Here is a 25,886-nt window from a genome sequence, read left to right on the forward strand (position 1 = left end):
TTACAAAAAAACAAATGCCAAAAGTAATTCTCCTATCACAATTTCCTCTTCCGTATGCTCATACAGGAAGCTGGACTACGATGTACTTTAATTATTTGAAAGCAAATCATCAAATAGATTATATTATTTGCAAAGAGCCAGAATCACGTATTGAAACCGTAAAATACGAGGTTCTTTCGCATAGTAAGATTTTAAAAATAAAGCAGAAATTTTTAAGACAACCGTACCTAGCCTATTTAGACGCTTTAAAAAAAATCGTAAAAACGAATCAGAAGTATATCATTCAAGTTGTTGATCATTTTGGGATTATAAAACCATTACAGAAATTTTTGCTGCAAAACGGATTGCGACAAAATTGTCAAATTCAGTTTTTTTATCACGGATTTCCTCCTTTTTATGAAAATTTTAGAGGAAGAGATTTTTTTGAATCTATAAATGAAATGGTAGTACTCACCCATGATAGTTACAAGGTACACAAAGATTATTATACCGTTTTGCCAACACGATTTTCTGTATTGCATAATGGAATTGATACTTCAAAATTTCAAAAAGTAACTAACGAACAAAAACAAATTCTAAAAGAAGAATTAGAATTAAAAGATAAAAAAGTATTTATTTGGTGCTCTAAAGATTTTCCTAAAAAAGGATTAGATTTTATTTTAAATGTTTGGAAAAAAATTCATAAAACAGATAAAAACACAGTTCTGTTGGTTGTGGGAGCAACTCGCAGCAACCCAATTGATGGTGTTCGTTTTTTGGGTAAAATTCAAAATCAGGAACTCCCTAAGTTTTATCAGATGGCAGATTGTTATTTGTTTCCTACTTTGTGGCATGAAGGTTTTGGTTTAACTTTAATCGAAGCATTACATTCTGGGTGCTATTGTATTGCTTCATCCTTAGGCGGTATTCCAGAAGTTTTGCAACACGGAAAGTTAGGAAAGTTGATTGAAAATCCTCATTTTCAACAAGAATGGGAAGAGGCTATTTTAGATTTTTTAAATCAAAAAGAAGGTAATAATATTGTAATTCCAAAAACTTTATACTCCACTCAAAGTTGGAATACAGGTATGAATACAATTATTGAAAACGCAAAAAACAGGATGCAATAAATGAAAAACATAGCCATCATTCCTGCCCGAGGAGGATCGAAACGGATCCCTGAAAAGAACATTCAATTGTTTGGAGGATTGCCTTTATTGGTGCATTCCATACAGTACGCACTTGCGAATAGTGCCTTTATTGATGCTGTTTATGTTTCTACAGATGATCTCGCCATAAAAGAAATAGCATTAGCCTATGGGGCTAAAGTTATTGATAGACCAGATCATCTTTCAGGAGATTTGGAGCCAACTATTACTACTGTCCAGCATGTTCTGGGAAATTTAGGTTTTGAAGTTGAAAACGTCATATTGTTGCAGCCCACCAATCCGTTGCGCCCACCAAATTTATTGAAAGATTGCCTTGAGAAATTTCAAAATGAAAAAGTCGATAGTTTGTTTACCGTTACTCAAAACTATCAGAAATTCGGAAAAATTACATCTGGTACCTTTGTTCCATTTAATTACGAAATTGGGCAACGCAGCCAGGATTTAGAACCGCTTTATTTTGAAAACGGATTGCTGTATATCACAAAGGCAAAGTCCATTCTTGAAAATAAAATAATTACTGAAAATGCATTTCCATATCTTGTAAATCATATTTTTGCCCATATAGATATTGATACGAAAGAAGATATGGAGTATGCAGCCTATCTTTATCAAAAATTCACAACTTCTAACTCCTAATTTATTTCATGAACCCCTATATAGAAATTGCCGGACGAAAAATAGGCCCTGATTATCCCCCCTTGGTTATTGCTGAAATAGGAATTAATCACGAAGGCTCATTGGCTGTTGCCAAAGAAATGGTTGATGCTGCAAAAAGGGCGGGTGTTGAGGTGGTGAAGCACCAAACCCATATTGTAGCAGACGAAATGTCTGGAGCTGCCAAAAAAGTAATTCCGGGTAATGCGGATGTTTCTATTTACGAAATTATGGAACGTTGTTCGTTGAACGAAGCTGACGAATTGGACTTAAAAAAGTATGTGGAAAGTAAAGGGATGATCTTTATTTCAACTCCTTTTTCTCGAGCAGCAGCAAATAGATTGGAAAAATTTAATGTTCCTGCTTATAAAATAGGCTCAGGCGAATGCAATAACTACCCATTATTAGAGCATATCGCATCATTTGGTAAACCGGTTATTTTGAGTACCGGGATGAACACCATTGCAAGTATTGGCAAAGCAATTGCTATTTTTGATAAACATAAAATTCCTGTTGCAGTATTGCATACTACTAATTTATATCCCACACCAATTCATTTGGTTCGATTTGGAGCCATGATGGAAATGCATCACGCTTTTCCGGATAAAGTTTTTGGTTTATCGGATCATACATTGAATAACAATGCTTGTTTGGGAGCAGTAGCTTTGGGTGCCAGTATTCTGGAACGCCATTTTACAGACCACATGCAGCGGACAGGTCCAGATATTGTATGCAGTATGGATGAACGAGCTACAAAGGATTTACTATTAAGTTCCAATGAAATGTGGCAAATGCGCGGTGGAGTCAAGGAACCCGCTTTAGAAGAACAGGTAACTATAGATTTTGCTTTTGCTACCGTTTGCGCAATTAAACCAATACAAAAAGGAGACGTGCTTACCAAAGAAAATATTTGGGTGAAACGTCCTGGAACCGGAAAGATTCTAGCAGAATATTTTAACGACATTTTAGGAAAAATTGCGATTCGAACTATTGCTAATGACGAACAATTAGATTGGATCGATTTTGCTTAGTGGTGGCTTTATTTTATTGGAGTAAAATTAAAACGCATTAACCTGCTGGGTATAATTAATATTAAAAACAGTTCTCGATATATTTGTTGTTCCGTTTTACTACACAAAAAACACTCGAACTGACGTTCTAAATAATTGCACCCAATGGATGCATATAAATAAATAATATAGATTACTAAAAATATCTCGACTGCGCTCGACATGACAGCATAATAATGAAAAAAATAGTATTCCTGACGGGAACCCGAGCTGATTTTGGTAAAATAAAATCACTGATTACCATCCTTGAAGATCAGGATGATTTTGAAGTCTTTGTATTTGTAACCGGGATGCATTTGCAAGAAACCTATGGATACACCCTGATAGAAATTCAGCGGTGTCATTTTAAGAATGTTTCTACTTTTGAAAATCACACGCATGAAACCACGATGGATTTAACTTTGGCTAAAACCATTGAAGGCTTATCAAGCTATTGTAAAGAAGTAAGCCCTGATTTGATTGTGGTTCACGGTGACAGAGTTGAAACTTTGGCTGGTGCTATTGTGGGTTCTTTAAATAATATTTTGGTTGCTCATATTGAAGGCGGTGAACTCTCAGGAACGGTAGATGAATTGATTCGGCATAGTGTAAGTAAATTGAGTCACATTCATTTTGTTTCTAATGCAGATGCGGCCAAACGGTTGTTGCAAATGGGAGAGGTTCAAGAATCTATTTTTACTATTGGTTCGCCAGATGTTGACGTAATGTTCTCGGATACATTACCGGAACTAGCTGTGGCAAAAAGTTACTATCAAATAGATTTTGATGTGTTTGCTATTGTTATGTTTCATCCAGTTACTACAGAAATAGACCAGATGGAGCAGCATGCTATTCAATTTGTAACGGCATTATTAGAAGATACTCACAATTATTTAGTGGTTTATCCCAACAATGATTTAGGAAGTCGATTGGTTTTAAGTGCCTATGAACAGTTAAAAGGGAACTCTCGATTTCGAATTATTCCTTCTTTACGATTTGAATATTTTTTAACGTTACTCAAGAATGCTCAATTTATAATAGGAAATAGCAGTGCCGGAATTCGTGAAGCGCCTTACTATGGAGTTCCTATTATTAATATTGGAACGCGTCAACAGAATCGTGTTGTAGATGCTGCTATAATCAATATAGATTATAACAAAGAAAGCATCGTTAAAGCGCTACGTTCTATCAAGACAAATAAAATTAAACATGTGAATCCTGATTTTGGAATTGGAAATAGTGCCCATTTGTTTTTAGATTCTTTGAAAAAAAACGATATTTGGAATCTGAACCACCAAAAACAGTTTAGAGATTTTAATGACAAATAAAAAGATTTTTGTATTGCTTCCAGATGGAATTGGATTGAAAAATTTTGCCTTCTCTGATTTTTATAAATTAGGCATTGATGCAGGTTTTGTTATTAAGTATTGGAATGCTACCCCTTTTGATTTAAAGGATTTGAGATTTGATGAAATAAAAATTCAAAATTCAAAATCACATCCGCTTACTGAAGTATATAAAAATGCACGTAAGCATATTGAGTTAAACAGAAGCATTACTAGAACGAAAGATTCTGTATATGATTCGTATCGCTTTCCGTTTGAATATAAAGGTATAAAGAAAGCACTAAAAAGCGGATTTACCCGATTCCTAGTTGTAAGCCATTCTACCGAAAGTGGTTTGCAGCGCATTCGGAATCAAATAAAAAACCAGGAACGCAAGACTTTGTATTATCATCAAAGCATGGAAACCTTGCAAAAGGAACAACCTGCATTTGTTTTTTGTACGAATCAACGCCCTATGGCCGCTATTGCACCATTATTGGCAGCACAAGATTTAGGGATTCCTACGGCTACATTCATTTTTTCATGGGACAATATACCCAAAGCGACGATGGTTGTGGAAACTGATTATTACTTTGTATGGAGTGATCACATGAAACAGGAATTACTTTTGTATTATCCGTATCTTAAGCAAGAACAAATTTTTATTACAGGAACGCCACAGTTCGAATCTCATTTTAATCAAAGCAAATTGCTTTCCAGAGATGCTTTTTTTGAGCAAAACAGACTGGATTTAGATAAAAAATACATTTGTTATTCTGGGGATGATGTTACTACAAGTCCTAATGACCCAAAATACCTTGAGGATGTTGCAATAACCATACGGGAATTGAATAAAAAAGGGTATCTGTTGGGCGTTATTTTCCGACGTTGCCCTGTTGACTTTTCTAGCCGTTTCGATAAAGTATTAGATGATTATCAAGACGTGATCACCGCTATTGTACCACTTTGGGAAAAAGTAGGTAAGGAATGGAATACTGTTTTTCCTGCTCAAGCTGATATTGATTTGCAAATGAATACTATCGCCCATACTGAAATGGTAATCAATTTAGGATCTTCCATGGTTTTTGATTATGTGGCTCATCATAAATCATGTGCTTTTATTAATTATAATATTCCTAACGCACTACTTCCAATTTGGTCTGTTGAAAAAATATACAATTACATCCACTTTCGCTCAATGCCCAATGAAACTGCTGTTTTTTGGATTGACAAACCTGAATCCATAGCTGGAATAATTGAAAACGTGATTAAGGGCGATCAATCGTCCATTAAAAGTGCAAAGCAATGGTTCGAAATTATTAATCAACATCCCCCGGAAGAAGCATCGTCCCGAATTTGGAAGTCGATTATAACCATTATTTATAAAGAATAATCCTTTTCTTTGCAGCATAAAATAGATTACAATTTTTTACAATCAATTATGTTTTTCAATTCCTTATCCTTTGCTATTTTTCTGCCTATCGTATTTGTACTATATTGGTTTGTTTTTAATAAAACTAAAAGCACTCAAAATGCAGTCCTCATTATAGCGAGTTATTATTTCTATTCCTGTTGGGATTGGCGTTTTTTATTCTTGTTAATTTTCTCCACGTTTTTAGATTACTATACCGGTATTCGCATTGAAAAAGCCAAGACAGCAATGGGTCGAAAATTATGGTTTTGGTTCACTATTACCATAAATCTAGGTTTCTTAGGCGTCTTTAAATACTATAATTTTTTTGCAGATTCCTTTTCCGAGTTTTTGAACGGCCTTGGATTACAAACAAGTCCTTTACTCCTTAACGTTATTCTGCCAGTGGGTATTTCCTTTTATACGTTTCACGGATTGTCCTATGTGATTGATATTTATCTAAAAAGAATAAAAGCTGAATATAACTTTGTGGATTATTCGCTGTTTGTCAGTTATTTTCCATTGCTGGTTGCCGGACCTATAGAAAGAGCGACCCATTTATTGCCTCAGGTAAAAGTAAAACGCACGTTTGATTTTGATAAAGCCAAAGAAGGGGTGTATCAGTTTGTTTGGGGATTGGTCAAGAAAGTAGTCATTGCAGATACCTGTGCCACCTATGCCAATGCTATTTTTGACAATTATGAATCCATGAATTCGTTGTCGTTGCTGTTGGGTGCTTTCTATTTCGCTTTCCAGATTTATGGTGATTTTTCGGGTTATTCTGACATGGCTTTGGGAATGTCCAAGCTATTTGGAATTGATTTACTGCGTAATTTTAATTATCCTTATTTTTCCAGAGATATCGCTGAGTTTTGGCGGCGTTGGCACATCTCACTCTCGTCCTGGTTCCGGGATTATTTATATATTCCTCTAGGGGGAAGCAGTGGAGGTATGGGTATGAAAATTCGCAATACTTTTATCATTTTTATAGTGAGCGGATTTTGGCATGGGGCCAACTGGACTTTTATTGCTTGGGGGTTTATCAATGCGTTGTATTTTTTACCGCTATTGCTTTTAAAGAAGAATCGGTCTAATATGGAAACGGTGCAATTGTATTGGAATTTTGATTCGTTCAAAGTTTTTTTAAGCATGGTCAGCACGTTTCTTTTGACCTGTTTGGCCTGGATATTCTTCCGAGCAAAATCGATAGGGGAAGCTTTTGATTATATTGGTCGGATTTTTACCAATCAAAGTTTTCAGTCTCAATACTTAGAAAACGAACGCTATAATTATGAAATAATACTCTTGATTCTGGGCTTTGTATTGGTCGAATGGAAGAGCCGAACACAAGTAGAGCCTATTTCAGGAAAATACAGTAGTTTGAAATTAGCGTTATGCATTGCGGCCGTAGTTGCTTTAGGAACGTACTCCGATTATAAGGAATTTATTTATTTTCAGTTTTGAATTGTTTAATCAAGCGCAGTTGAGTCTCATTTAAAAGTTAAATCGTCTCTACTGCGCACGAAGTGACAGTAGGAGTTGTAATATGATGCTTTTGTTACAATTTCACAAACAACAATAATTATAAAGTTACGCATGAAAAAATTTATAGTATTCGCTTTCAAAACACTAATAGTAACGGTATTAATTGCTGTTGCCTTAGACTTTATATATACCGCTGTTTATTTGAATTCTTCCAACAGAGGTAAAATAGACTACATTTATAATTCTAAAGCCAGAAAATATGATGTGGTGATTTTAGGCTCCTCCAGAGCGAACAATCATTTTGTTGCTCCGATGTTTGAGGAAAAAGGATTGAAAACCTTTAATTTTGGCATGAGTGGTTCCCATTTATTTGAAGCTTCGCTAATGCTAAAGCTGATGGTAGAGCGTAAGTACGTTATAAAAAACCTAATACTGGAAACAGATTTGAATCTGTCTAATGAGCATCAAGCAGAAGGAATAGCAGCCAAATTTTTGCCTTATATTCATCAATCGGATATTATTAAGGAGCATTTTTCTAAGGAGAAAAATTTCAAACAATTGTATTATATCCCGTTCTACCGCTATGTTGCTTTTGACTCCAAAATTGGATTTAGGGAAATGTTCTTTAATAGTATTCATAAGAAAACAGTTCATTTAGATAACCAAGGGTATTATCCATTAGGGAATAAAAAGGGGAATATGAAAAATGATATACGAGCTTTGAAACCCATACCCAATAAGTATTATCAAGAAATCAAGCAAATTTGTGTAGCCAATAATATTAATTTTATAGCGATCATGACACCGATGTGTACCAATACCAAAGGATTGGATTATTTTGATAAAGTAAAAAAACTGTATCCGGAAGTTCACAATTATGAAAACGTAGTGTTAGAAGATCGTTATTTTTCGTCTTGCGGACACATGAATGACACAGGTGCTAGATTGTTTACTGCCCGAATTATAAAAGATTTTTTTAATAATTAATTATGCACATTGCTTTTCTGACTCCTGAATATCCTCATGTGCGTGTGCTTCATTCAGCCGGTATTGGTACAAGTATCAAAAACTTGGCTGTTGCTTTAACTCAAAAGGGAGTGAAGGTATCCGTTTTTGTTTATGGTCAAAATGAAGCTGTTGATTTTGAAGAGGAAGGAGTAAAACTTCATTTGATAAAAGCACAGAAATATAAAATATTGGGTTGGTATTTGCATCGAAAATACATTCAAAATCATCTTAATACATTAATTATTTCGGAGCACATTGATTTGGTTGAAGCACCCGATTGGACTGGAATTACCGCTTTTATGAATCTGAAAGTACCATTGGTGATTCGTTTTCACGGGAGTGATGCTTATTTTTGTCATCTAGAAAATAGAAAACAGAAATTAAAAAACTATTGGTTTGAAAAATTAGCTATTCAAAAAGCGAAGGCATTTATAGCCCCGACTACTTTTGCTGGTCAGCTTTCCCAAAAAATATTTAACATTAAAAATAAAACGATACAAACGATCCATAATGGATTGGATTTGCATTATTTCCACAACTCCAATCCTGAAAACTTCGAAAAAACGGTAATTCTTTATATAGGGACGATTATTCGGAAAAAAGGAGTTCTCGAATTGCCCGCTATTTTTAATTTAGTAAGGCAAAAACATCCTGGTGCCTCTCTAGTTTTAATTGGAAGTGATTCGTTTGACATTACAACACAGTCCCAATCTACTTGGGAATTAATGCAAAAAGAATTCAAAGACAATGATTTTGAAAAAGTGTTTTACTTGGGTAAAATTCCATACCAAGCAGTACTTGAGCATCTAAAAGAAGCCCATGTTTGTGTATTTCCCACCTTTGCTGAAACGTTGGGGATGGTCACTATTGAAGCTATGGCGATGCAAAAAACAGTAGTCAATAGTAATGTTGGTTGGGCAAAAGAAATGATTGTTGATGGTGAAAGCGGTTATTTGGTTCATCCAAAAGACCATGAGTTGTTTGCTAATAGAATAAATTCTGTTTTTGAGAATACAGATTTAATGATAAAAATAGGGAAAAACGCACGAGAAAGAGTTAAGGCGAAATTTGATATTGAGAAAATAGCAATAGAAAACATTGTATTTTATAAATCTCTAATAGTTTAATTTTGATAGTTGTATACCATAAAAATAATCGAATTTCTAAAGTAGTTTCTGCTGAGAATAAAATGATATCTTTTGACAAGAGTGGGACTATTGCAAGCGGATTATTGCAACTGGCAACAGCATTTCCAAAATCAAAAATAGTTTGGTGTGATGAGGTATGTCAAGAGTATATTAATTTAAAACATGTTGAACTCCTTTTTCATCATAATAAAATGATGCTATCTTATTCTCCGGGCGACAGCGCTTATTTTGGACGAAAAATTGGCTATGTAGAAGAATCTCCATTCATTGTTATCAATAAAAAAGTATTATATCCAACGTGGCAAATGAGTAGTTTAGTAGGAGTGGTCCATGCTTCTTTGCTTTTAAAAATAGAGGGTAGAATTAAAGCAGACAATGATTTTGATTACTATCTTAATTCTGTCGCTAAGGTGTGTATGCCTTTAGGATTACTATGTTATTCAGAACCAAAACTGTTAACCAAAACTGCTGTTTTTGAGGGTAAAAAAGCGTCTGTTTTTACGCTCTTTAAATTTGTAAAACAACATTATAAAACAAGATGGGTATGGTTGCTTTTTTTAAATCTACTGATTTATGAGAGAAGTTTTCCAATTGTAGCTTTTCTAAATATCGTTTTTTTTAAAAGTAGATACAAAAAAAGTATTCATCTTGACGCTATTGCAGTCAACTCTTCATTGAAAGTTGTTGATAAAGGATCACTTGATGTTATTATACCTACTATTGGTAGAAAAGAATATTTGTTGAATGTTTTGAAAGATTTAGCGCAGCAAACGCATTTGCCTGTAAACGTAATTATAGTGGAGCAAAATCCATCGGAGCATACTGTTTCTGAATTGGAGTATCTTACTAATGAAACTTGGCCATTTGTTATAAAGCATACGTTTACCCATCAAATGGGGGTTTGTAATGCTAGGAATTTAGCATTGAAACAAACGGAGAGCGAATGGGTTTTTCTGGCAGATGATGATAATCGATTCGATTGTGATTTATTAGAATTGGTTTTAAATGGAGTTAAAAAATATGGGAGTGAAGTTGTAACTACTTTTTACCCTCAAAATAAAGAACCAAAAGTATTCAAGGAAACAGTTCAATGGTCGACTTTTGGTGGAGGAAACAGTTTTATAAAAAGAACACTTTTAGATAAAGTTAAATTTAATATGGCTTTTGAGTTCGGTTATGGAGAAGATGCTGATTTTGGAATGCAACTGCGTAATCAAGGTATTGATATTCTGTATTTGCCTAAACCAAAAATTTTACATTTAAAAGCCCTGATAGGTGGTTTTAGAACAAAACCGGTATTCGCTTGGGACAAAGATAGCATTCAACCCAAACCATCCCCAACCGTTCAGTTGTATAAAATATTACATTTGAGCAAAGAGCAACAAAAGGGATATCAGACGATTTTGTTTTTTAAATTTTATACCAAACAATCTTTTAAAAATCCGTTACGGTATTATTTTAATTTCAGAAAACAATGGAATCAAAGTGTGTTTTGGGCCAATAAATTAAAAGAAAGAAGTTGAATACAATTAGTCAGATAAGAAAATTGATACAGTCCGTTTCGGTACTCACACCTTTAGGAAAAAAAGAAATCGTTTTTGATGAAAATCAAAAACATAAAATGATTATCGATATAAGAAACTTAAATCTTCCCGAATTTAATGCATTCGATATCGAAATTGTTTTTACTATTCCTATTGCTAAATTCAGAAATCACGATTATACATGGATTGGATGTACTATTGATTGTGTTGCTAATCAATATTCCCCCAAAATCATCCAATTGAGTAATGGGTTTTTTGTTCAGGCTAATATTACGAATGGTATTTGGGAAGTAAACAAAAATAATGCGAGGGTTTTACTTTGGCGGTTTAATCCGGAAATGTCTTCACCAATGGCCCTTTATTTAGGGAGCAATAATGAAAAAGTAATTGTCCAAGCCGAACAAAATTTTAATTTTAAAGAGCATCCGGCGTTGTTATTTACCTCAAGTGAAGCGATAGAGATTAGCCGATCTAAAATTCCTTTTTCAGCGATAGCCGTTTTTACGGATCATTGTGATTTTGATACAGCAGAAAATATAGCATTACAGCGGACTTTTTTTAAGGAGAATGCGATACAAATCAGCAAAGGTTTTTTCTTAAATCATTTTTCCAAACGACCTGATAATGCATCCTTTCAGAATGATACCGAAGAATTGGCTAAATGGAAGGAAGATGGACATGAATTGTGTTATCATTCACTATCGCAATCGATAAAATCAGAAAAGGAAAGTTTTGATGATTTCTATTGTTTTGTGCCGCCGTTTACCGATGTGGAAACCTGGATTGATCATGGTTATCAGCCTTATAATTTGTCTCTTTTTCAAAATAGAAAAGTAGATAATAAGTTATATGAAAATACTTTAGAACAAAAAAACATCCGTACGCTATGGAATTATATCGATTCCGGGACTGCGACTAGTGGCGTCATCAACCAGCTCAATGTTCAACATTTTACCTTGTCGCGTTTTTGGATTGGAAATAAAGATTTGCATTTGATAAAAAGGATGCAGTTAATGATCAAGAATATTATATTTCACTACTATAATGACGATGTATTGCTATTGCAATATAAAAGTACTGCGACTCATTTTAAAAAATTATTTTTTCAGAAAAAAGCAGCCAGTTTATTACCTTTAGTAAAGAATGCGTTCAAACTAAGTGCTGCAATCCTTTCGGTTTTTATTTTTTGGAAACGCAATAAAATAAGACCGTATAAACTGGCCAAGTATCAAACGATTTTGTTTAAACATCGTATTTTTGAAAAAGAGTTTTATATTTTTCAAACCCTTGAAATGTTAGACTTTAAAAAAGCACTAAGTAAAAAAAACATTGATGATTTGATAGAGGAAAAAGGGATGTTCATTGCACACACCTATTTTTCGGTGCCCATATCTTACCATAAGGGAAGGATGTTTGCCACACCAACTACGATTGATACAGTTGTGGCTGGCAACTTCAACTATTTAGGGACTAAAGTTATAAATAATGAAATTTGGAATCCAACTCTTTCTGAATTAGTTCAGTATTGGTCCAATTTTGATACTGTAGTTTTTGATATTGACTTAAATGGAGTTGTATTTGTGAAAAATAAAACTGATTTGAATCATAGAAAGGTTCAGTAATTATGCCAATAAAACTACTTTTATAATAACTTGTTAAATTTTTAGTAAAAGATGAACCATAAATTAAAAACAATATTGTTTCAAATGCTAGCCTTATTACCCAATGAAGTTGATGATTTTTTTTACCATAAAATTCAAGTTTTTTTTGATAAATCTACTCTTGATGATCGGCTAAAAAGTGTAGAATATACCTTTTTGAGGTTGTCTAAAGTGCTGCATAAATTGAATATAGATGTTAGAGATAAAACAGTTTTCGAGTTTGGGTCTGGTTGGTTTCCTAGTATGCCTTATTTTTTTAAATATAAGTATGAAGCAAAAGAAGTCTTAACGTATGATATCAATAAACACTTTAAAAAAGATACCGTTTTAGAATTAAACCAGATCTTTTCTAAGAAATACAATTGTACTATTATTCCTGAACCAAGTAATAAGTTCGGATTGCCTAGTGGTATTGAATATTTTCCTAACTATAATATAATAACACAAGGTATCCCAAGTCCCGATATTGTATTCTCGCGTTATGTATTATCCCATATGAGAGAAAATGATGTGATTTCGCTCCACAAAAAAATGAAAATGGAATTAAAGAAAGGTACCACTATCATTCATTTCATTTCACCAAGTGATTTGAGGCAGCACGGAGACAACTCTATTGCACTTCAGGAATTTTTAAAGTATAGTACGTTAGAGTGGGATAAAATTCATACTAAATTTGATTATCATAACCGTTTGCGATTGCCACAGTTTTTAGAAATCTTTACTACTTGTGGTTTGGAGGTTGTTCATCTGGAATATGAAAGTACAAAAAGCGGAACAAAATTATATGATTTATTTAAAAAAGTTAAATTGCATACTGATTATATGAGGTATTCTGATGAGCAATTAACAGCGGGAAATATTCTTGTAGTTCTAAAAATTTAATGATAAAAATGGTTTTTTTACTCCTAGTTTTATGAAAACTCACTTTCCGTTTACCCTGATTATTTGCACCTATTTGCGCCCCAATCCTTTGTTGCGATTATTGCAATCGGTACAGAGTCAAACTTTATATCCAGATGAAATTTTAATTGTGGATGGTTCTACCAATGATGAAACGGAAATTATTCTAACTCAAAATTATTTTGATAATTTACATTATTTTAGAGTTTCTTCGGAACATCGTGGTTTAACTAAACAACGCAATTATGGCATTGCCCGCGTTGGAACTACGATGGAAGTTATTTGTTTTGTGGATGATGATACTGTTTTAGAGCACCGTTATTTTGAAGAGCTTATCAAAACATTTACAGATAATGAAACCATTTCGGGTGTTGGAGGAGTAGCTATAAATGAAAATAGTTGGATTTTGGCGGAACCTAATAAAGAGTATAATAAATTTCATTATTTTCAGTTTGATGAATTTGTCTACAAAGAAGGTCAACGTAATGTGGTTCGTAATTATTTAGGATTACAATCTAAACTTGGACCCGGGAGAATGCCTGATTTTTCTCATGGTAAAACCTGTGGATTTCCTTTGAATACTAAAATTTATAAAGTTGATTTACTTATTGGGATGTCGTTTGCCTTTCGGAAAAAAGTTTTTGACTCCATCCACTTTTCCTCTTATTTTGAGGGTTACGGTTTGTATGAAGATGCTGATTTTAGTATCAGGGCATTGCAATTTGGAAGTAATGTAATCAATACAAAAGTGCAGTTGAATCATTATCACGATCCATCAGGAAGACCCAATCAATATCAATATGGAAGAATGGTAGTGCGCAATGGTTGGTATGTTTGGAGGACAAAAAACAGGAAGCCTTCATTTGATGCTAAAATGAAGTGGCATTCCATTACGATACTTTTGACATTGATTCGATTTAGCAATATATTTACAACAAAAAAACGGAAGGAAGCCTTTACTGAAGCCTTTGGCAGAACAATAGGTTGGTGGAGTTTGTTTTTTAGTACACCGAAATAATAAAAATGAAGACAATTCTAATTGCCCATAATTATACGGAAAATTCATTTGCGTCGATGAGTTTTAATTTGGCACACCATTTGGCAAAATTAGGAAATAGAGTTGTTTTTATTTCTCATAAACCTTTTTTTGAAGAAATGAAAATCATCAAAAAAGGGAAAGGTGAAGTCATTCTTTTTTCTTGGTCATCTAAAAAAAGGCCAACATCATTTAAAGATGTTTTTTGGTTTTTTAAAATTTATTTAAAATACAAACCAGAAGTTGTAATTGGACACTTTGTGGGTAGTAATATTACAATCGGAATTTCTAAATTGTTATCATTCGGGAATGTTAAGACTTTAGCTTACTACCACACATTGACAAATCAGATTTTAATAGACAGTAAAAATAGTTATATCATAAGAGAGTTATTATTTTTTAGAAAAAAATTATTTTATAAACTGTTTTGTGATGTAATTGTATGCCCATCTAAATTAGCAAAGATTGATTTGGAGTCTTCTTTTTCTGTATCTAATGGTATAGTTGTTTTGAATCCAATGTCTGATAGATTTATAAGCAAAAACAATAATTCTAATGATAATATTGTGGTATCTTATTTGGGAAGGTTAGATGCATCTAAAGGGGTTGTAGATTTAATACATGCTTTTAATATTTTTAAAAATAAAAATAAAGAAACAAAAATTATTATCAATATTGCAGGTACTGGAAACCAACAAGGTGAAATTGAGATGTTAATTAAAGAAAGTAACTCCATTAAATGCAATGGAGGATTAAGATATGAGGAAGTTGATAGGTATTTAAATGAAAGTCATTTTACCATAATTCCCTCAAAGTTTGACGCTTTAAATATGGTTGGTATCGAGTCAATGATGAATTTTACACCTTTATTGATTTCGAATTCGACAGGGTTGTCGGAATATTTAATCGATGGAAAAGAATGTTTTAAGTTTGATTCAAATATTGATTCCATTGTTGCATTATTTGAAAAAGTAGAAAGTAATTTTAATTTACAAGAACAAATGGGAGTTAATGCTAGAGGTACGTATTTGAAACTATTTAGGATGGATAATTATTGTAATGAGTTTTCAAAAAGGCTATTATGAAATTCGCAATTATCACACATGTTTCTCATGTTCAGGTGCAAAATCAGTATTTTGCATATTCACCTTTTGTGAATGAAATGAATGTTTGGTCAAAATATATTGATAAATTAATTATTGTGGCTCCAATGCAAAATGTAGAATTAACTGCTATAAATTGTCCTTACAATTCAAAGGATATTAAATTTATGTCTATTGACCAAATTAGTTTGTTGGGATTTTGGGCAGTTTTGAATGCGATACTTAAGGCTCCAAAAATCAGTTGGCAAATTTTTAAGGCGATGTATTGTGCCGATCACATTCATTTGCGATGTCCAGGAAATATAGGTTTATTGGGTTGTTTTGTTCAAATGCTATTTCCGAGTACACCGAAAACCGCCAAATATGCCGGCAATTGGGATCCAAAATCAAAACAGCCTTGGAGTTATCGTTTGCAAAAATGGATTTTAAGTAATTCCTTCCTGACCAGAAACATGCAGGTTTTAGTGTATGGAGAATGGCCCAATCAGACTAAAAATATTAAATCTTTTTTCACTGCTACTTATTTGGATCAAGATATATTGCCGTTACTACCAAAAGAATTAAAAGGCACGATTACTTTTGTTTTTGTTGGGACTTTGGTACAAGGAAAAAAACCGTTGTATGCAGTTCAATTGGTTGCAGAATTGTTTCAAAAAGGATACGATGTTGTGTTAAGTATTTATGGAGAAGGAGTTCAGCGAGCCCTATTGGAATCCTATATTTTGAAGCATAAATTAGAAGGAATAATTGTATTGGAAGGCAATCAAAATCAGGAAATTATAAAAAAAGCATATCAAAATAGTCATTTTGTGGTTTTGCCATCTGAAAGCGAAGGCTGGCCGAAAGCAATTGCCGAAGGCATGTTTTGGGGTTGTGTGCCAGTGGCAACAGCGGTGTCTTGTGTTCCGTTTATGTTAGATTATGGGAATAGCGGTATTTTGCTGGAAATGAATTTAGAATATGATATCCGACAATTAGAAGCGCTTTTGGATGATCAAAGTTATTTTCAAATGATGTCTAAAAAGGGCAGTGATTGGTCCAGAACCTATACTTTAGATGTATTTGAAAATGACATTGAAAAACTCCTTCAATCATGAGAATTATTCAATTAATAGATAGTTTAGAGCCTGGAGGTGCAGAGCGCATGGCGGTACATTATGCCAATGCATTGACTAAGTATGTTGCATTTTCAGGTTTAGTGGCGACTAGAAAAGAAGGATCGCTATGTTCTCAAATTGATGCTAAAGTATCTTATTTATATCTCAATAAGAAAAAAACAATTGATTTTAAAGCTCTTTATGCCTTGAGAAATTATGTGCTGCAGCATAACGTAACGGTTGTTCATGCTCATGGTACCTCTTTTTTTCTTGGTTTTTTACTAAAGTTAACGTTGCCTTCTTTGAAGTTAATTTGGCATGACCATTACGGAACAAGAGTGAACGAATCAATTTGGAATAATTTAATATTGATTTTTTGTTCTAGATTTTTTTCTTGTGTATTTGTTGTCAATCCTCATTTAGAAATTTGGTGTAATAAAAATTTATTGACCAAAAAAATATATTTCATTCCTAATTTTGCTACGTTTGAGAACGATATTTTGAAAAAAACTTTTTTAAAAGGTCAAGATAAGAAGCGGATTGTCTGTTTAGCAAATTTAAAAGAGCCTAAAAATCATTTAATAATTCTGAAAGTTTTTGCAAAAATGAGGTTAAATGAGTTGGGCTGGACCGTACATTTAATTGGAAAAGATTACCACGATAGTTATTCAATTATTTTAAAGAATTTTATTCACAAAAGTAAGTTGGAGCAATTTATTTTTATTTATGATTCAAAAAATGATATAAAACATATACTTTCTCAAGCTACAATAGGTATTTTAGCTTCAACGGCAGAAGGATTTCCTGTCACTTTATTGGAATATGGTTTATCGCAACTACCTGTTATATCGACAAATGTGGGATATTGTCCTTTGATTATTAAAGATAATTTTAGCGGACTATTATTTAATCCTTTAGATAGTTCTGATCTTCATACACAGTTTCAGAAAATGATTTCCGGACACTCTTTAAGGTTTAGTTTTGCATTACATTTGCAAGAATTGGTTATAGAAAATTATTCTAAAGAAAAAGTAGTTAATATTTTAATCAGTCATTACAAAAACGTAATCAACTGAAAACTATTTAAAATGAAAAAAGAGGAAATCTCCTATATCTGTTTGTTGCTTGTTCATGTCTTGATTGGACTTTTAGTTTATGCATTGCCATTTACCGCTAAGATATACGGATATTCCATTTTTATTTTTGGGACTATTTATGTCATTAAAAGCAGCAATAAAAATAACGAAGCCCTTCTTGTTGCAGCTTATGTAGTTGGAAGCGAGGTTTTTTTGAGAATGACCGGCGGAAATCCCCTTTATGAAATATCTAAATATGGAGTACTGTTTTTTTTGCTCCTAGGAATGTATTTCAGTGGGTTTTCAAGGGGAGCCATTTCGTACTGGCTGTTTTTGTTTTTATTAATCCCTGGCCTTGTCATTGCTACTTTTGCTTTAGATCTAGATACCAATATTAGAACAAGGATAGCCTTTAATATTTCGGGACCGCTATGTTTAGGGATTGCTTCCATATACACTTTTAGGCGAAGTATTTCCTTAGAACAGATGAATCGTGTCTTGCTCAATATGGGTTTGCCTATTGTTACTTGCATGGTCTATTTGACTGTTTATACACCCATTATAAAAGATGTAATTACCGGAACAGAATCTAATTTTCAGACTTCAGGAGGTTTTGGACCCAATCAAGTATCAACCGCTTTAGGGCTTGGTATGTTTATTTTTTTCTCACGGGTATTGTTAGCATCCAAAACAAAATTGATTGTTTTTATCAATTTATTTCTTGCCTTGAATATTAGTTACAGGGGTTTTATTACTTTTTCCAGAGGAGGTATGATAACGGGTATCGTGATGATTATTATACTTTTAACATTTCTATATTTTAATTCGAATGATGCAGGAAGAGTTAAATTGAATTATGGTTTTTTGCTTATTGTTTTAGCAATTGTTGGAGTGTGGATGTACACTTCTTTTCAAACTGGAGGGCTTATCAACAAGCGGTATGCCAATCAAGATGCTTCTGGACGAGTAAAAACGAGTCAGTTTACTGGAAGGGAGAATTTAGCAGATGAAGAAATTGATATTTTTTTAGACAATCCTTTTTTTGGTGCCGGTGTTGGGAAAGTAATCGAAATCAGGCAATCCGAAACGGGAGAAACTACGGCGTCCCACAACGAAATTACTCGCATGTTAGCAGAACATGGGATGTTGGGAGTAATTGGATTATTGATTCTTATTGTCACCCCTTTTGTTCTGTATCTAGAATATAAGTTTAATGTTTTCTTATTGTGTTTTGTTATCTTTTGGTTTTTGACAATTAACCATGCCGCTATGCGTACGGCTGCGCCAGCATTTGTTTATGCCTTATCGCTGCTAATTATTCGTTTTGAAAAATCTTCAAAAGAAGTAAATTAGGATCGTGATTAGAATAGTATTTTATACTAAACGTTTCGTAGTTTGAAGCTTTATCAATTTAGGAACGAATAGAATAAATAAGGGTTTTATCGGATTAATTTGCATCTTTCTATTTATTTGAAGGCAAAATTGCTAAATTGCCAAAATACCAAAAACAAAGCATGTCTACTAAAAGGAAAATACATTTTGAAATTTCTGAGCGAAAAATCATTCTTCGTTTTTTTGATGTTTTTTTTGTTCTTTTGGGTTTGTATCTTTTTGGGACTTTTTTTGATCAAGAATATTTGACGGTAGCTGCCAGTAGACCTTCCTGGACCATTCTCCTAGTTGTTTATCTTATTTTTTTTGCATCGATTTTCGAAATGTATAACCTACAAGTCGCCAGTAATCAGCTTTTAGTTTTGCAAAACATATTACTCACGGTTTCGACAACTGTTTTTGTTTATCTTTTCACCCCTTTTTTTTCGCCAGAGTTACCGGCTAACAGACTTCAAGTTGTATTGTTTTTTTTAGTAATGTTTGTTGTGCTGTTCTTATGGCGAATGTTTTATGTGCTCTTTTTAGCGTCCAATCGATTTGTTCAGAAAGCCATATTGATATGTGATAAAGAGCAAGTTCAAGAGCTGATTTTAGGATTAGAAAACATTGATCCACATTATAAAATAGTTGGATTTGTTAACACTGATATTGCAGAAGATACGGTTTTGGATTACCATTATGTGAAACTAATAAAAAGAGATGATTTGTTTTCTTTTGTAAAAGAAAATGGGATTTCTGAAATTGTGATTGCTTCTCAGAATACAGAAGGAATCACCGCTGATTTATACCAACAATTGTTACATTTATTAGAATCGGGAAATATTATACGAGAGTATACACAGGTGTATGAAAGTAAAACACAGCGTATTCCTGTGCAGTATATGTCCCGTGATTTTTATCGTTTTTTTCCTTTCAGCCGAAGCAATCAGAATAAATTATACTTGTTGACCATCCGTATTTTTGAAATTGTAGTTTCCTTCTTTGGTCTTGTAGTCGGATTGTTTCTTTTTCCGCTTATATTGGTTGGAAATGCGATAGGTAACAGGGGGCGTTTGTTTTATTCACAGGAGCGGGTTGGTAAGGATGGTGTTGTTTTTGAAATTTTGAAATTCCGTACGATGGTGAAAAATGCCGAATCGAACGGCGCGGTTTTTACTGCAATGAATGATTCACGAATAACTGTCTTTGGGAAGTTTATGCGAAAAACAAGAATGGATGAGTTTCCTCAGTTTATTAATATTTTAAAAGGTGATATGGCCGTTATCGGTCCGCGACCAGAACGTCCTATTTTTGTAAAAGAAATTGCCGAAATAATGCCTTTTTATGAGACTAGGCACATCATCAAGCCTGGACTTACCGGTTGGGCACAAGTCAATTATTCGTATGGCGAAACGATAGATGATAGTTTAATCAAGTTGCAATATGACTTGTATTACATCAAGCATCGCAGTATTTATCTGGATTTGAATATTGCTTTCAAAACGATAACGACTGTATTGTTTTATAGGGGACAGTAGCTATTCTTATTCATTATACAGATCTTTTTCTAAAACAGATTTCAAAGATTTACACAAATTATAGAGGGATTTTTTTTCTAATGTAGGACTGTTTGTAACGACTAACCTATAATTATTTAAGACACGAATAACACTCATTTATATCTTTAAAAAATTAGCGCATTAGTGGCTAAAAGACTAGATGTCACAAGTAATTAAAGTAAAAGTAATAGAAGGCTTCCTTATATTATGATTGGAATTCGTTTTTTGTTTTGAATGGCCAGTCTCACTAAAACAACTCCGCTGCAAACTACCAGTGGCAGTACCAACACCAAATGTGCTTTGTTAATTATCAAAAAGAAATAAATCACCAATAATGCGATATTTAATAGCGCCAGATTGTAAATTATTTTTTTGTTTTTCATCCAATAAAAATAGAGTAGGCCTATTAAGGTTGGATTGAATAATAAGATATTGTAGTTGTATCCTAATTCCAGATGTAACGAGTAAAACCCTGCAAACGAAAAGAATATTCCAATTACGGCCAGTATGCTGAGGTAAAACAAATCGATGCTTTTCTTGTTTATAAACACGATGAAACTAAGCACTATGAAGTACGCATAGGGATTATTCCACCAAGACATAGGAACCTCATTTTTGAATTCGATTATAGTTTTGTTTCCCAGTGCCAGCGGACGATTTTGAAAGGAAACTTTCTCGAGGCTTTTTTGTAATTCAAATGGTAGAAATATTTTGGTTCCTAATTGATCTACTTTTTTACCGAAGATAATGCTGGTGCCTAATTTTTCATAAAAATGACCGTCAAAATACGGGTACAATATGGTTCTGTACGTAATATCAGTATCGGTATTTTTTACAATTGCAATTGTGTCCAGTGTTTTATTGATGATGTCAACTACCATCGATGTACAATTTTTGTCGATGAATTTATAGGTATAGTGACTTTCTCCAGAAGCCAAAGAGGTATTCAGGTTGTCAAATAATTTTTGTTTTAAATCTACTGGAATGTTTAATTCCTGCTCATAAACTGATCTTTTTTCATATTGATATTGACTGATAAAATCAGCGTAGGAATGCGCAACAGCAAAGTATTGCAAATCTCCTTTTATGAATTTCATTACAAAATTTGGCGTATTGAAGTCAAATGCACCATAATTATACACCACATCAGTGGCGTTGGTTGTATCCTGCACTCGTATTGCTGTGTGTCCAAAAAGAGAATACGATTCATTTCCTGTTCCACAAGTGATTACGCTGACGTGCGTATTTTTTGATAATTGTATGTTTTGACCGAAACTAAAATGTACCGTTGATAATACGAAGAGGAGTAGCGCTATTTTTTTGAAAAATGATGTATGCATTCGTTTGCTGTTAAAAGGGTATAAAATGTAATTTTGTTAAAAAAAACTCATTTACGATTTCATTGATTGAATTTGTCTGACAAAGATACTCAAAGAAAGAAAAAGGCGTACAAAGTTTTTCTGTAAAAGAAAGGGTTGTTATTGAAACGGGTTTGTGCAACCTAGAAGGAAATTAGAAAAACTATAGAAGATTGAATGGCGCAATTTGATTCTAAATATTCTTCGAAATTAATTTCTAAACATTCCTAAATCTACTTTTATCGAAAAAATATTGGAATATAAAGCAGCGCTTTGATTCCCTAAATCGGTCAACGCATAGTCAATCTGAATGCCTTTGTATTTGAATCCCAGACCAATATTCGGTTGAAAACCTACTTTTTCCGTACTGTCCAGTTGCTGTACATTCTGAAAATTACCTACCCCGGCACGAACGAAAACCAAATCAGTATACCCAAATTCCAATCCTAAAGCCGGATCGATGCTGACAAAATCAGTAGCAATTACATCATTGGTTCTGGCAAAACGCATGTTCACATTGGCTGCAGCCTGAATACTGTAATCGTAACGAATGATGAACTTTTTAGCAATACCCAGCTGAGCTTTTGGAGCTGTAATCTCGGTACTTTCTGGTAAGTCTTGATTTTCACCGGGTATGGCGTTTGCAATTTTCTGATATTCATCTTCGTCAATATTCCACACATTATAGGTAGTGGTAATGTCGCGGAGCATTAATCCAAATTGCCAGTTGTTTTTTTCGAATTGGATTCCGGCATCAAAACCAAATCCCCAAGAATTGGCAAATTTCCCAATAATACGTCGGATGATTTTTGCGTTTACGCCATATTGAAATCCGGGAACCGGTAATTTTCTCGCATAGGAAAAAGTAAATCCGTAATCAGCAGTCGAAAAAAGACTGATTCGGTTGTAGTCAATATTGCCTTGGCTGTCGATTAGTTCCGTAGTATTCAAAATGTCATCTACCCCAAAACGGATTAATGAAATTCCCCAAGCGCTGCGATCATCGATAGGACTGGCATAGGCTAAATAATCGTATTGAGCAATATTTGCAAAATAATTGGCGTGCATAAAAGATACCTGGTGGTCTTTCATCCGAATAAGTCCCGCTGGATTCCAATATCCTGAATTCACATCATTGGTGGAAGCCACGACAGTATTTGACATGCCCAATGCAGCCGCATCCACGCCGATATTCATAAACTCATTTGAATATTTCCTAACGGTCTGGCTGTACATCAGGGTACATACAAAAAGTGTTACTACTAAAAAGCTTTTTTTCAAGGGTATCATTTTTACAAACGAAGAGTCTGTTTGATTTTTTATCAAAAATATAATTTTTAATTGAGGTTATTTCATTTTGCTATTGAATTTAGTGTGTTGGTCATGTGGTTTAGATTTAACAGAGTATTACTTCAGTAAAAAATGGAACGCGGATGCTACGGATGTAAAGTATTTTTACTGATTTGTTTAAAATTGAAAGTTTTCGAGTTTAGGTTTTACCGCTAATTTGCTAATTTTTTGCTTATAATGGAAGGTTTTAATTTGCGAATTCGCGGTGATATAAGGATTGCTACTCCTGTTAAAAATCTCTACTAAAAAACATACTTTTCATTGACTTATTATACTAAATTTGCCAACTTTGATTCCTTAAACTGTATTATGATGACTATTAAAAAACATATTCCGAATTTCATTACGCTTCTTAATCTTTTTTGTGGCTGTATCGCGCTGGTATTTGCATTCAATCAAGATTTTGAAATGGCCTTTTATTTTGTTTGTCTGGGTATATTTTTGGATTTTTTTGATGGTTTTTTTGCACGATTGTTCAACGTTTCCAGTCCGCTGGGATTGCAGTTGGATTCTTTGGCAGACATGGTGACAAGTGGTGTTGTTCCGGGTTTAGTGATGTTCCAAATGATGATTAGCCATGCATCAACGGCAGCGGCAGGTCATTTGCAGTTTTTTCCTTATTTAGGTTTTATAATTGCGTTGGGGTCTTGTTATCGTCTGGCAAATTTTAATATTGATACTCGTCAAACAGATTCTTTCATTGGTTTGCCAACACCTGCTAATGCGCTGTTTGTCCTAAGTCTGCCTTTGGTGTTGAAATATACTGATTCATTAATTATTATAGAACTCCTTACTAATCCTTGGTTTCTTTTGGTGCTGACGGTTTTGAGCGCGTATATGCTGAATGCTGAAATTCCATTATTCTCTTTGAAAATCAAGAAGTTTAGTTTTAAAGAGAATACACTTCAAGTTGTCTTTTTGACATGTTCACTTTTGTTATTGATTTTCTTTCGCTATTTAGGAATTCCGTTGTTGATACTATTTTATGTTCTACTATCGGTTCTGAATAATAAAGTACTTAAAAAGTAATCTTTTGAATGAGAAAACAAACCGTTCGAAGAAAGTCAAACGCAGTTCGTAAATCCAAAAAGAAAGCTTCTTTTCTCTCTGGGAAGCTATTGCGCTATTTGATTGTCACTTTTTTGATTGTAGTGCTACTTGGAGTCGGTTTTCATTATCGAAATGGTTTGTCTTATTATTTTGGTTTCAAATCGGATAAAATCATCAGAGCTGATCGAGAAGCTAAACGCATTTCGGACGTTCGGAATTTTAAAGTTTTAGAAAAACATGAGGGCAAAAGTATTGGTATTGACGTTTCAGAATATCAAGGAATAATTAGTTGGTCGTATGTGGATACTTTAGAACAAAAATATCCTTTACATTATGTTTTTATCCGCGCAACCGTTGGGAAAGATCGAAAAGATGAAAAATTTGAACGGAACTGGCTTGGCGCCAAAGAAAATAAAATGATTCGGGGAGCCTACCACTACTACCGCCCCAACGAGAATTCATTGGAACAAGCCGAACTTTTTATTAAAACTGTGACGTTGGAAAAAGGCGATTTGCCACCTGTTTTGGATATAGAAAAATTACCTAAAAATCAGTCTGTTGCCAATCTTAAATTAGGATTAAAACGATGGTTGCAAGCTGTAGAATCTCATTATGGTGTTAAACCAATTATTTACACTGGCGAGCGGTATTATGATGATTTTTTGAAAGAAGAATTCGGTGATTATCTTTTTTGGATTGCCAATTATAATTTTTATCGGGAGCAAATCGGCGAAGACTGGTTGTTTTGGCAATTCACAGAGAAAGCAACCGTCGCTGGGATTAAAGGAAATGTCGATGTGAATATTTATAATGGAGATTTGCAGCAGTTGAGGTATATTACTGTGGAGTAGTTTTCAGTGAAAAATAATAATGTTGTATTTTTCGTTATTTAGTTTTAAAATATTAGTAAATATTGCTTTATTAGATTTATAATATTGTTTCTGCCTAGTCTAGCTCAAATAGTTTCTTCAGATTTGTTGTCGTAATTATCAATCACCTAGTTTCTCAATCTAATTAGTGTATTTACATCCGTAATTTTGACGTAATATGAACTGTAGTTATTAATGTTCTATTAATTATTGCTTCTTCAATTATTTTATGTTTCGCTTTTACGACTCTTTTTTAATTATTTTATTTTTACGCAATAAAGAATCATTCGTTTAGCAATGTAACAATTGCTTATTACATCAATTGATATTTTAATAACGTGTCTTTCTATAGTTTGGACATGTTTTGTTACCTTATATATAGGAGCGAATGGAAAAGGGATTTTTGTTACTATATAAGGTATAGGATAAAACCATTTTATTGATCTAGAGTAGTTTTTTTGTTCAAATACTGTAAAGGCAGACTGTTTTGAAGGGGTAATGCGCGTTGAAGAGCTAATAAAGCATGAACAAAGATTAAATTTTGAAAGCTTTGGTATATAAAAGAGGGAAGTTGAAAGCGTCCGATCGTACTGAAATAGGCGATTTTGATTAGAAATGGCGTTCATCGGCTATTAGATTGTTGTTTTGTTTAAAAAACTTTGACATTCAAAAAGCATGTTTTCA

21 protein-coding genes are annotated in these 25,886 nt (G+C 33.4%); 19 read left to right on the forward strand and 2 right to left on the reverse strand.

Annotated features, from left to right (window positions below):
* Positions 1-14: 14 nt before the first annotated feature.
* The 17 genes from DR871_RS15430 (at position 15) to DR871_RS15510 (ending at position 20,554) form a co-directional block, all read left to right on the forward strand.
* The gene (locus tag DR871_RS15430) at positions 15-1,109 is read left to right on the forward strand and encodes a glycosyltransferase family 4 protein (RefSeq protein WP_113667024.1); all 1,095 of its coding nucleotides are present in this window, start codon (positions 15-17) and stop codon (positions 1,107-1,109) included.
* The gene (locus tag DR871_RS15435) at positions 1,110-1,784 is read left to right on the forward strand and encodes an acylneuraminate cytidylyltransferase family protein (RefSeq protein WP_113667025.1); all 675 of its coding nucleotides are present in this window, start codon (positions 1,110-1,112) and stop codon (positions 1,782-1,784) included.
* An 8-nt stretch (positions 1,785-1,792) separates the two neighbouring features.
* Positions 1,793-2,833 (forward strand): N-acetylneuraminate synthase family protein, encoded by a 1,041-nt coding sequence (locus tag DR871_RS15440; protein WP_113667026.1) that lies wholly within the window; start codon positions 1,793-1,795, stop codon positions 2,831-2,833.
* A gap of 215 nt (positions 2,834-3,048) precedes the next feature.
* On the forward strand, positions 3,049-4,179 hold the full coding sequence (neuC, locus tag DR871_RS15445) for a UDP-N-acetylglucosamine 2-epimerase (RefSeq protein ID WP_113667027.1): 1,131 nt from the start codon (positions 3,049-3,051) through the stop codon (positions 4,177-4,179).
* Positions 4,169-5,569 (forward strand): glycosyltransferase family protein, encoded by a 1,401-nt coding sequence (locus tag DR871_RS15450; RefSeq protein ID WP_113667028.1) that lies wholly within the window; start codon positions 4,169-4,171, stop codon positions 5,567-5,569. Before neuC ends, DR871_RS15450 begins: the two co-directional genes overlap by 11 nt.
* A gap of 48 nt (positions 5,570-5,617) precedes the next feature.
* Complete coding sequence (locus tag DR871_RS15455; protein WP_113667029.1) at positions 5,618-7,051, forward strand: MBOAT family O-acyltransferase; 1,434 nt, start codon at positions 5,618-5,620, stop codon at positions 7,049-7,051.
* Between the two features lie 132 nt (positions 7,052-7,183).
* Positions 7,184-8,059 carry a hypothetical protein gene (locus DR871_RS15460; RefSeq protein ID WP_113667030.1) on the forward strand — a complete coding sequence of 292 codons (876 nt, stop codon included), beginning with the start codon at positions 7,184-7,186 and terminating at the stop codon, positions 8,057-8,059.
* A 2-nt stretch (positions 8,060-8,061) separates the two neighbouring features.
* Entirely contained in the window at positions 8,062-9,207 is a 1,146-nt protein-coding gene (locus DR871_RS15465) for a glycosyltransferase family 4 protein (protein WP_113667031.1), read from the forward strand.
* A gap of 2 nt (positions 9,208-9,209) precedes the next feature.
* Positions 9,210-10,751, forward strand: coding sequence for a glycosyltransferase family 2 protein (locus DR871_RS15470; protein WP_113667032.1), 1,542 nt, complete (start codon positions 9,210-9,212; stop codon positions 10,749-10,751).
* Complete coding sequence (locus tag DR871_RS15475; protein ID WP_113667033.1) at positions 10,748-12,394, forward strand: hypothetical protein; 1,647 nt, start codon at positions 10,748-10,750, stop codon at positions 12,392-12,394. The genes DR871_RS15470 and DR871_RS15475 overlap by 4 nt, the downstream gene beginning before the upstream one ends.
* Positions 12,395-12,445: 51 nt before the next feature.
* Positions 12,446-13,315 carry a hypothetical protein gene (locus tag DR871_RS15480; protein WP_113667034.1) on the forward strand — a complete coding sequence of 290 codons (870 nt, stop codon included), beginning with the start codon at positions 12,446-12,448 and terminating at the stop codon, positions 13,313-13,315.
* Positions 13,316-13,346: 31 nt separating this feature from the next.
* Positions 13,347-14,351: a glycosyltransferase family 2 protein gene (locus DR871_RS15485; RefSeq protein ID WP_113667035.1), complete on the forward strand. Its 1,005-nt coding sequence runs from the start codon at positions 13,347-13,349 to the stop codon at positions 14,349-14,351.
* Between the two features lie 5 nt (positions 14,352-14,356).
* Complete coding sequence (locus DR871_RS15490; RefSeq protein ID WP_113667036.1) at positions 14,357-15,454, forward strand: glycosyltransferase family 4 protein; 1,098 nt, start codon at positions 14,357-14,359, stop codon at positions 15,452-15,454.
* Entirely contained in the window at positions 15,451-16,569 is a 1,119-nt protein-coding gene (locus DR871_RS15495; RefSeq protein ID WP_113667037.1) for a glycosyltransferase family 4 protein, read from the forward strand. Before DR871_RS15490 ends, DR871_RS15495 begins: the two co-directional genes overlap by 4 nt.
* Complete coding sequence (locus tag DR871_RS15500; protein WP_113667038.1) at positions 16,566-17,645, forward strand: glycosyltransferase; 1,080 nt, start codon at positions 16,566-16,568, stop codon at positions 17,643-17,645. Before DR871_RS15495 ends, DR871_RS15500 begins: the two co-directional genes overlap by 4 nt.
* 12 nt (positions 17,646-17,657) lie before the next feature.
* On the forward strand, positions 17,658-18,998 hold the full coding sequence (locus DR871_RS15505; RefSeq protein ID WP_113667039.1) for an O-antigen ligase family protein: 1,341 nt from the start codon (positions 17,658-17,660) through the stop codon (positions 18,996-18,998).
* Between the two features lie 161 nt (positions 18,999-19,159).
* A complete protein-coding gene (locus tag DR871_RS15510) occupies positions 19,160-20,554 on the forward strand; it encodes an exopolysaccharide biosynthesis polyprenyl glycosylphosphotransferase (RefSeq protein ID WP_113667048.1) in 1,395 nt (464 codons plus the stop codon).
* Positions 20,555-20,775: 221 nt separating this feature from the next.
* Here the strand turns inward: DR871_RS15510 and DR871_RS15515 are convergent, their stop codons facing one another.
* Positions 20,776-21,915 carry a lipoprotein N-acyltransferase Lnb domain-containing protein gene (locus DR871_RS15515; RefSeq protein ID WP_113667040.1) on the reverse strand — a complete coding sequence of 380 codons (1,140 nt, stop codon included), beginning with the start codon at positions 21,913-21,915 and terminating at the stop codon, positions 20,776-20,778.
* A gap of 228 nt (positions 21,916-22,143) precedes the next feature.
* Positions 22,144-23,214: a putative type IX sorting system protein PorV2 gene (locus DR871_RS15520; RefSeq protein ID WP_455423245.1), complete on the reverse strand. Its 1,071-nt coding sequence runs from the start codon at positions 23,212-23,214 to the stop codon at positions 22,144-22,146.
* A gap of 381 nt (positions 23,215-23,595) precedes the next feature.
* Here DR871_RS15520 and DR871_RS15525 point away from each other — a divergent pair, with 381 nt between their 5' ends.
* Positions 23,596-24,312, forward strand: a complete 717-nt coding sequence (locus DR871_RS15525; protein WP_113667041.1) for a CDP-alcohol phosphatidyltransferase family protein — start codon at positions 23,596-23,598, stop codon at positions 24,310-24,312.
* A gap of 8 nt (positions 24,313-24,320) precedes the next feature.
* A complete protein-coding gene (locus DR871_RS15530) occupies positions 24,321-25,184 on the forward strand; it encodes a glycoside hydrolase family 25 protein (RefSeq protein ID WP_113667042.1) in 864 nt (287 codons plus the stop codon).
* Positions 25,185-25,886 lie beyond the last annotated feature (702 nt).

This window comes from Flavobacterium petrolei, assembly GCF_003314435.2.
Classification (GTDB): Bacteria; Bacteroidota; Bacteroidia; order Flavobacteriales; family Flavobacteriaceae; genus Flavobacterium; species Flavobacterium petrolei.

Bases quoted from the DNA above. Each gene is read 5' to 3' on its own strand.
- DR871_RS15440 (WP_113667026.1), top strand. From the start codon at position 1,793: ATGAACCCCTATATAGAAATTGCCGGACGAAAAATAGGCCCTGATTAT.
- DR871_RS15480 (WP_113667034.1), top strand. From the start codon at position 12,446: ATGAACCATAAATTAAAAACAATATTGTTTCAAATGCTAGCCTTATTA.
- DR871_RS15465 (WP_113667031.1), top strand. From the start codon at position 8,062: ATGCACATTGCTTTTCTGACTCCTGAATATCCTCATGTGCGTGTGCTT.
- DR871_RS15495 (WP_113667037.1), top strand. From the start codon at position 15,451: ATGAAATTCGCAATTATCACACATGTTTCTCATGTTCAGGTGCAAAAT.
- DR871_RS15525 (WP_113667041.1), top strand. From the start codon at position 23,596: ATGACTATTAAAAAACATATTCCGAATTTCATTACGCTTCTTAATCTT.
- neuC (WP_113667027.1), top strand. From the start codon at position 3,049: ATGAAAAAAATAGTATTCCTGACGGGAACCCGAGCTGATTTTGGTAAA.
- DR871_RS15490 (WP_113667036.1), top strand. From the start codon at position 14,357: ATGAAGACAATTCTAATTGCCCATAATTATACGGAAAATTCATTTGCG.
- DR871_RS15460 (WP_113667030.1), top strand. From the start codon at position 7,184: ATGAAAAAATTTATAGTATTCGCTTTCAAAACACTAATAGTAACGGTA.
- DR871_RS15515 (WP_113667040.1), bottom strand. From the start codon at position 21,915: ATGCATACATCATTTTTCAAAAAAATAGCGCTACTCCTCTTCGTATTA.
- DR871_RS15530 (WP_113667042.1), top strand. From the start codon at position 24,321: ATGAGAAAACAAACCGTTCGAAGAAAGTCAAACGCAGTTCGTAAATCC.
- DR871_RS15435 (WP_113667025.1), top strand. From the start codon at position 1,110: ATGAAAAACATAGCCATCATTCCTGCCCGAGGAGGATCGAAACGGATC.
- DR871_RS15510 (WP_113667048.1), top strand. From the start codon at position 19,160: ATGTCTACTAAAAGGAAAATACATTTTGAAATTTCTGAGCGAAAAATC.
- DR871_RS15430 (WP_113667024.1), top strand. From the start codon at position 15: ATGCCAAAAGTAATTCTCCTATCACAATTTCCTCTTCCGTATGCTCAT.
- DR871_RS15505 (WP_113667039.1), top strand. From the start codon at position 17,658: ATGAAAAAAGAGGAAATCTCCTATATCTGTTTGTTGCTTGTTCATGTC.
- DR871_RS15455 (WP_113667029.1), top strand. From the start codon at position 5,618: ATGTTTTTCAATTCCTTATCCTTTGCTATTTTTCTGCCTATCGTATTT.
- DR871_RS15450 (WP_113667028.1), top strand. From the start codon at position 4,169: ATGACAAATAAAAAGATTTTTGTATTGCTTCCAGATGGAATTGGATTG.
- DR871_RS15500 (WP_113667038.1), top strand. From the start codon at position 16,566: ATGAGAATTATTCAATTAATAGATAGTTTAGAGCCTGGAGGTGCAGAG.
- DR871_RS15485 (WP_113667035.1), top strand. From the start codon at position 13,347: ATGAAAACTCACTTTCCGTTTACCCTGATTATTTGCACCTATTTGCGC.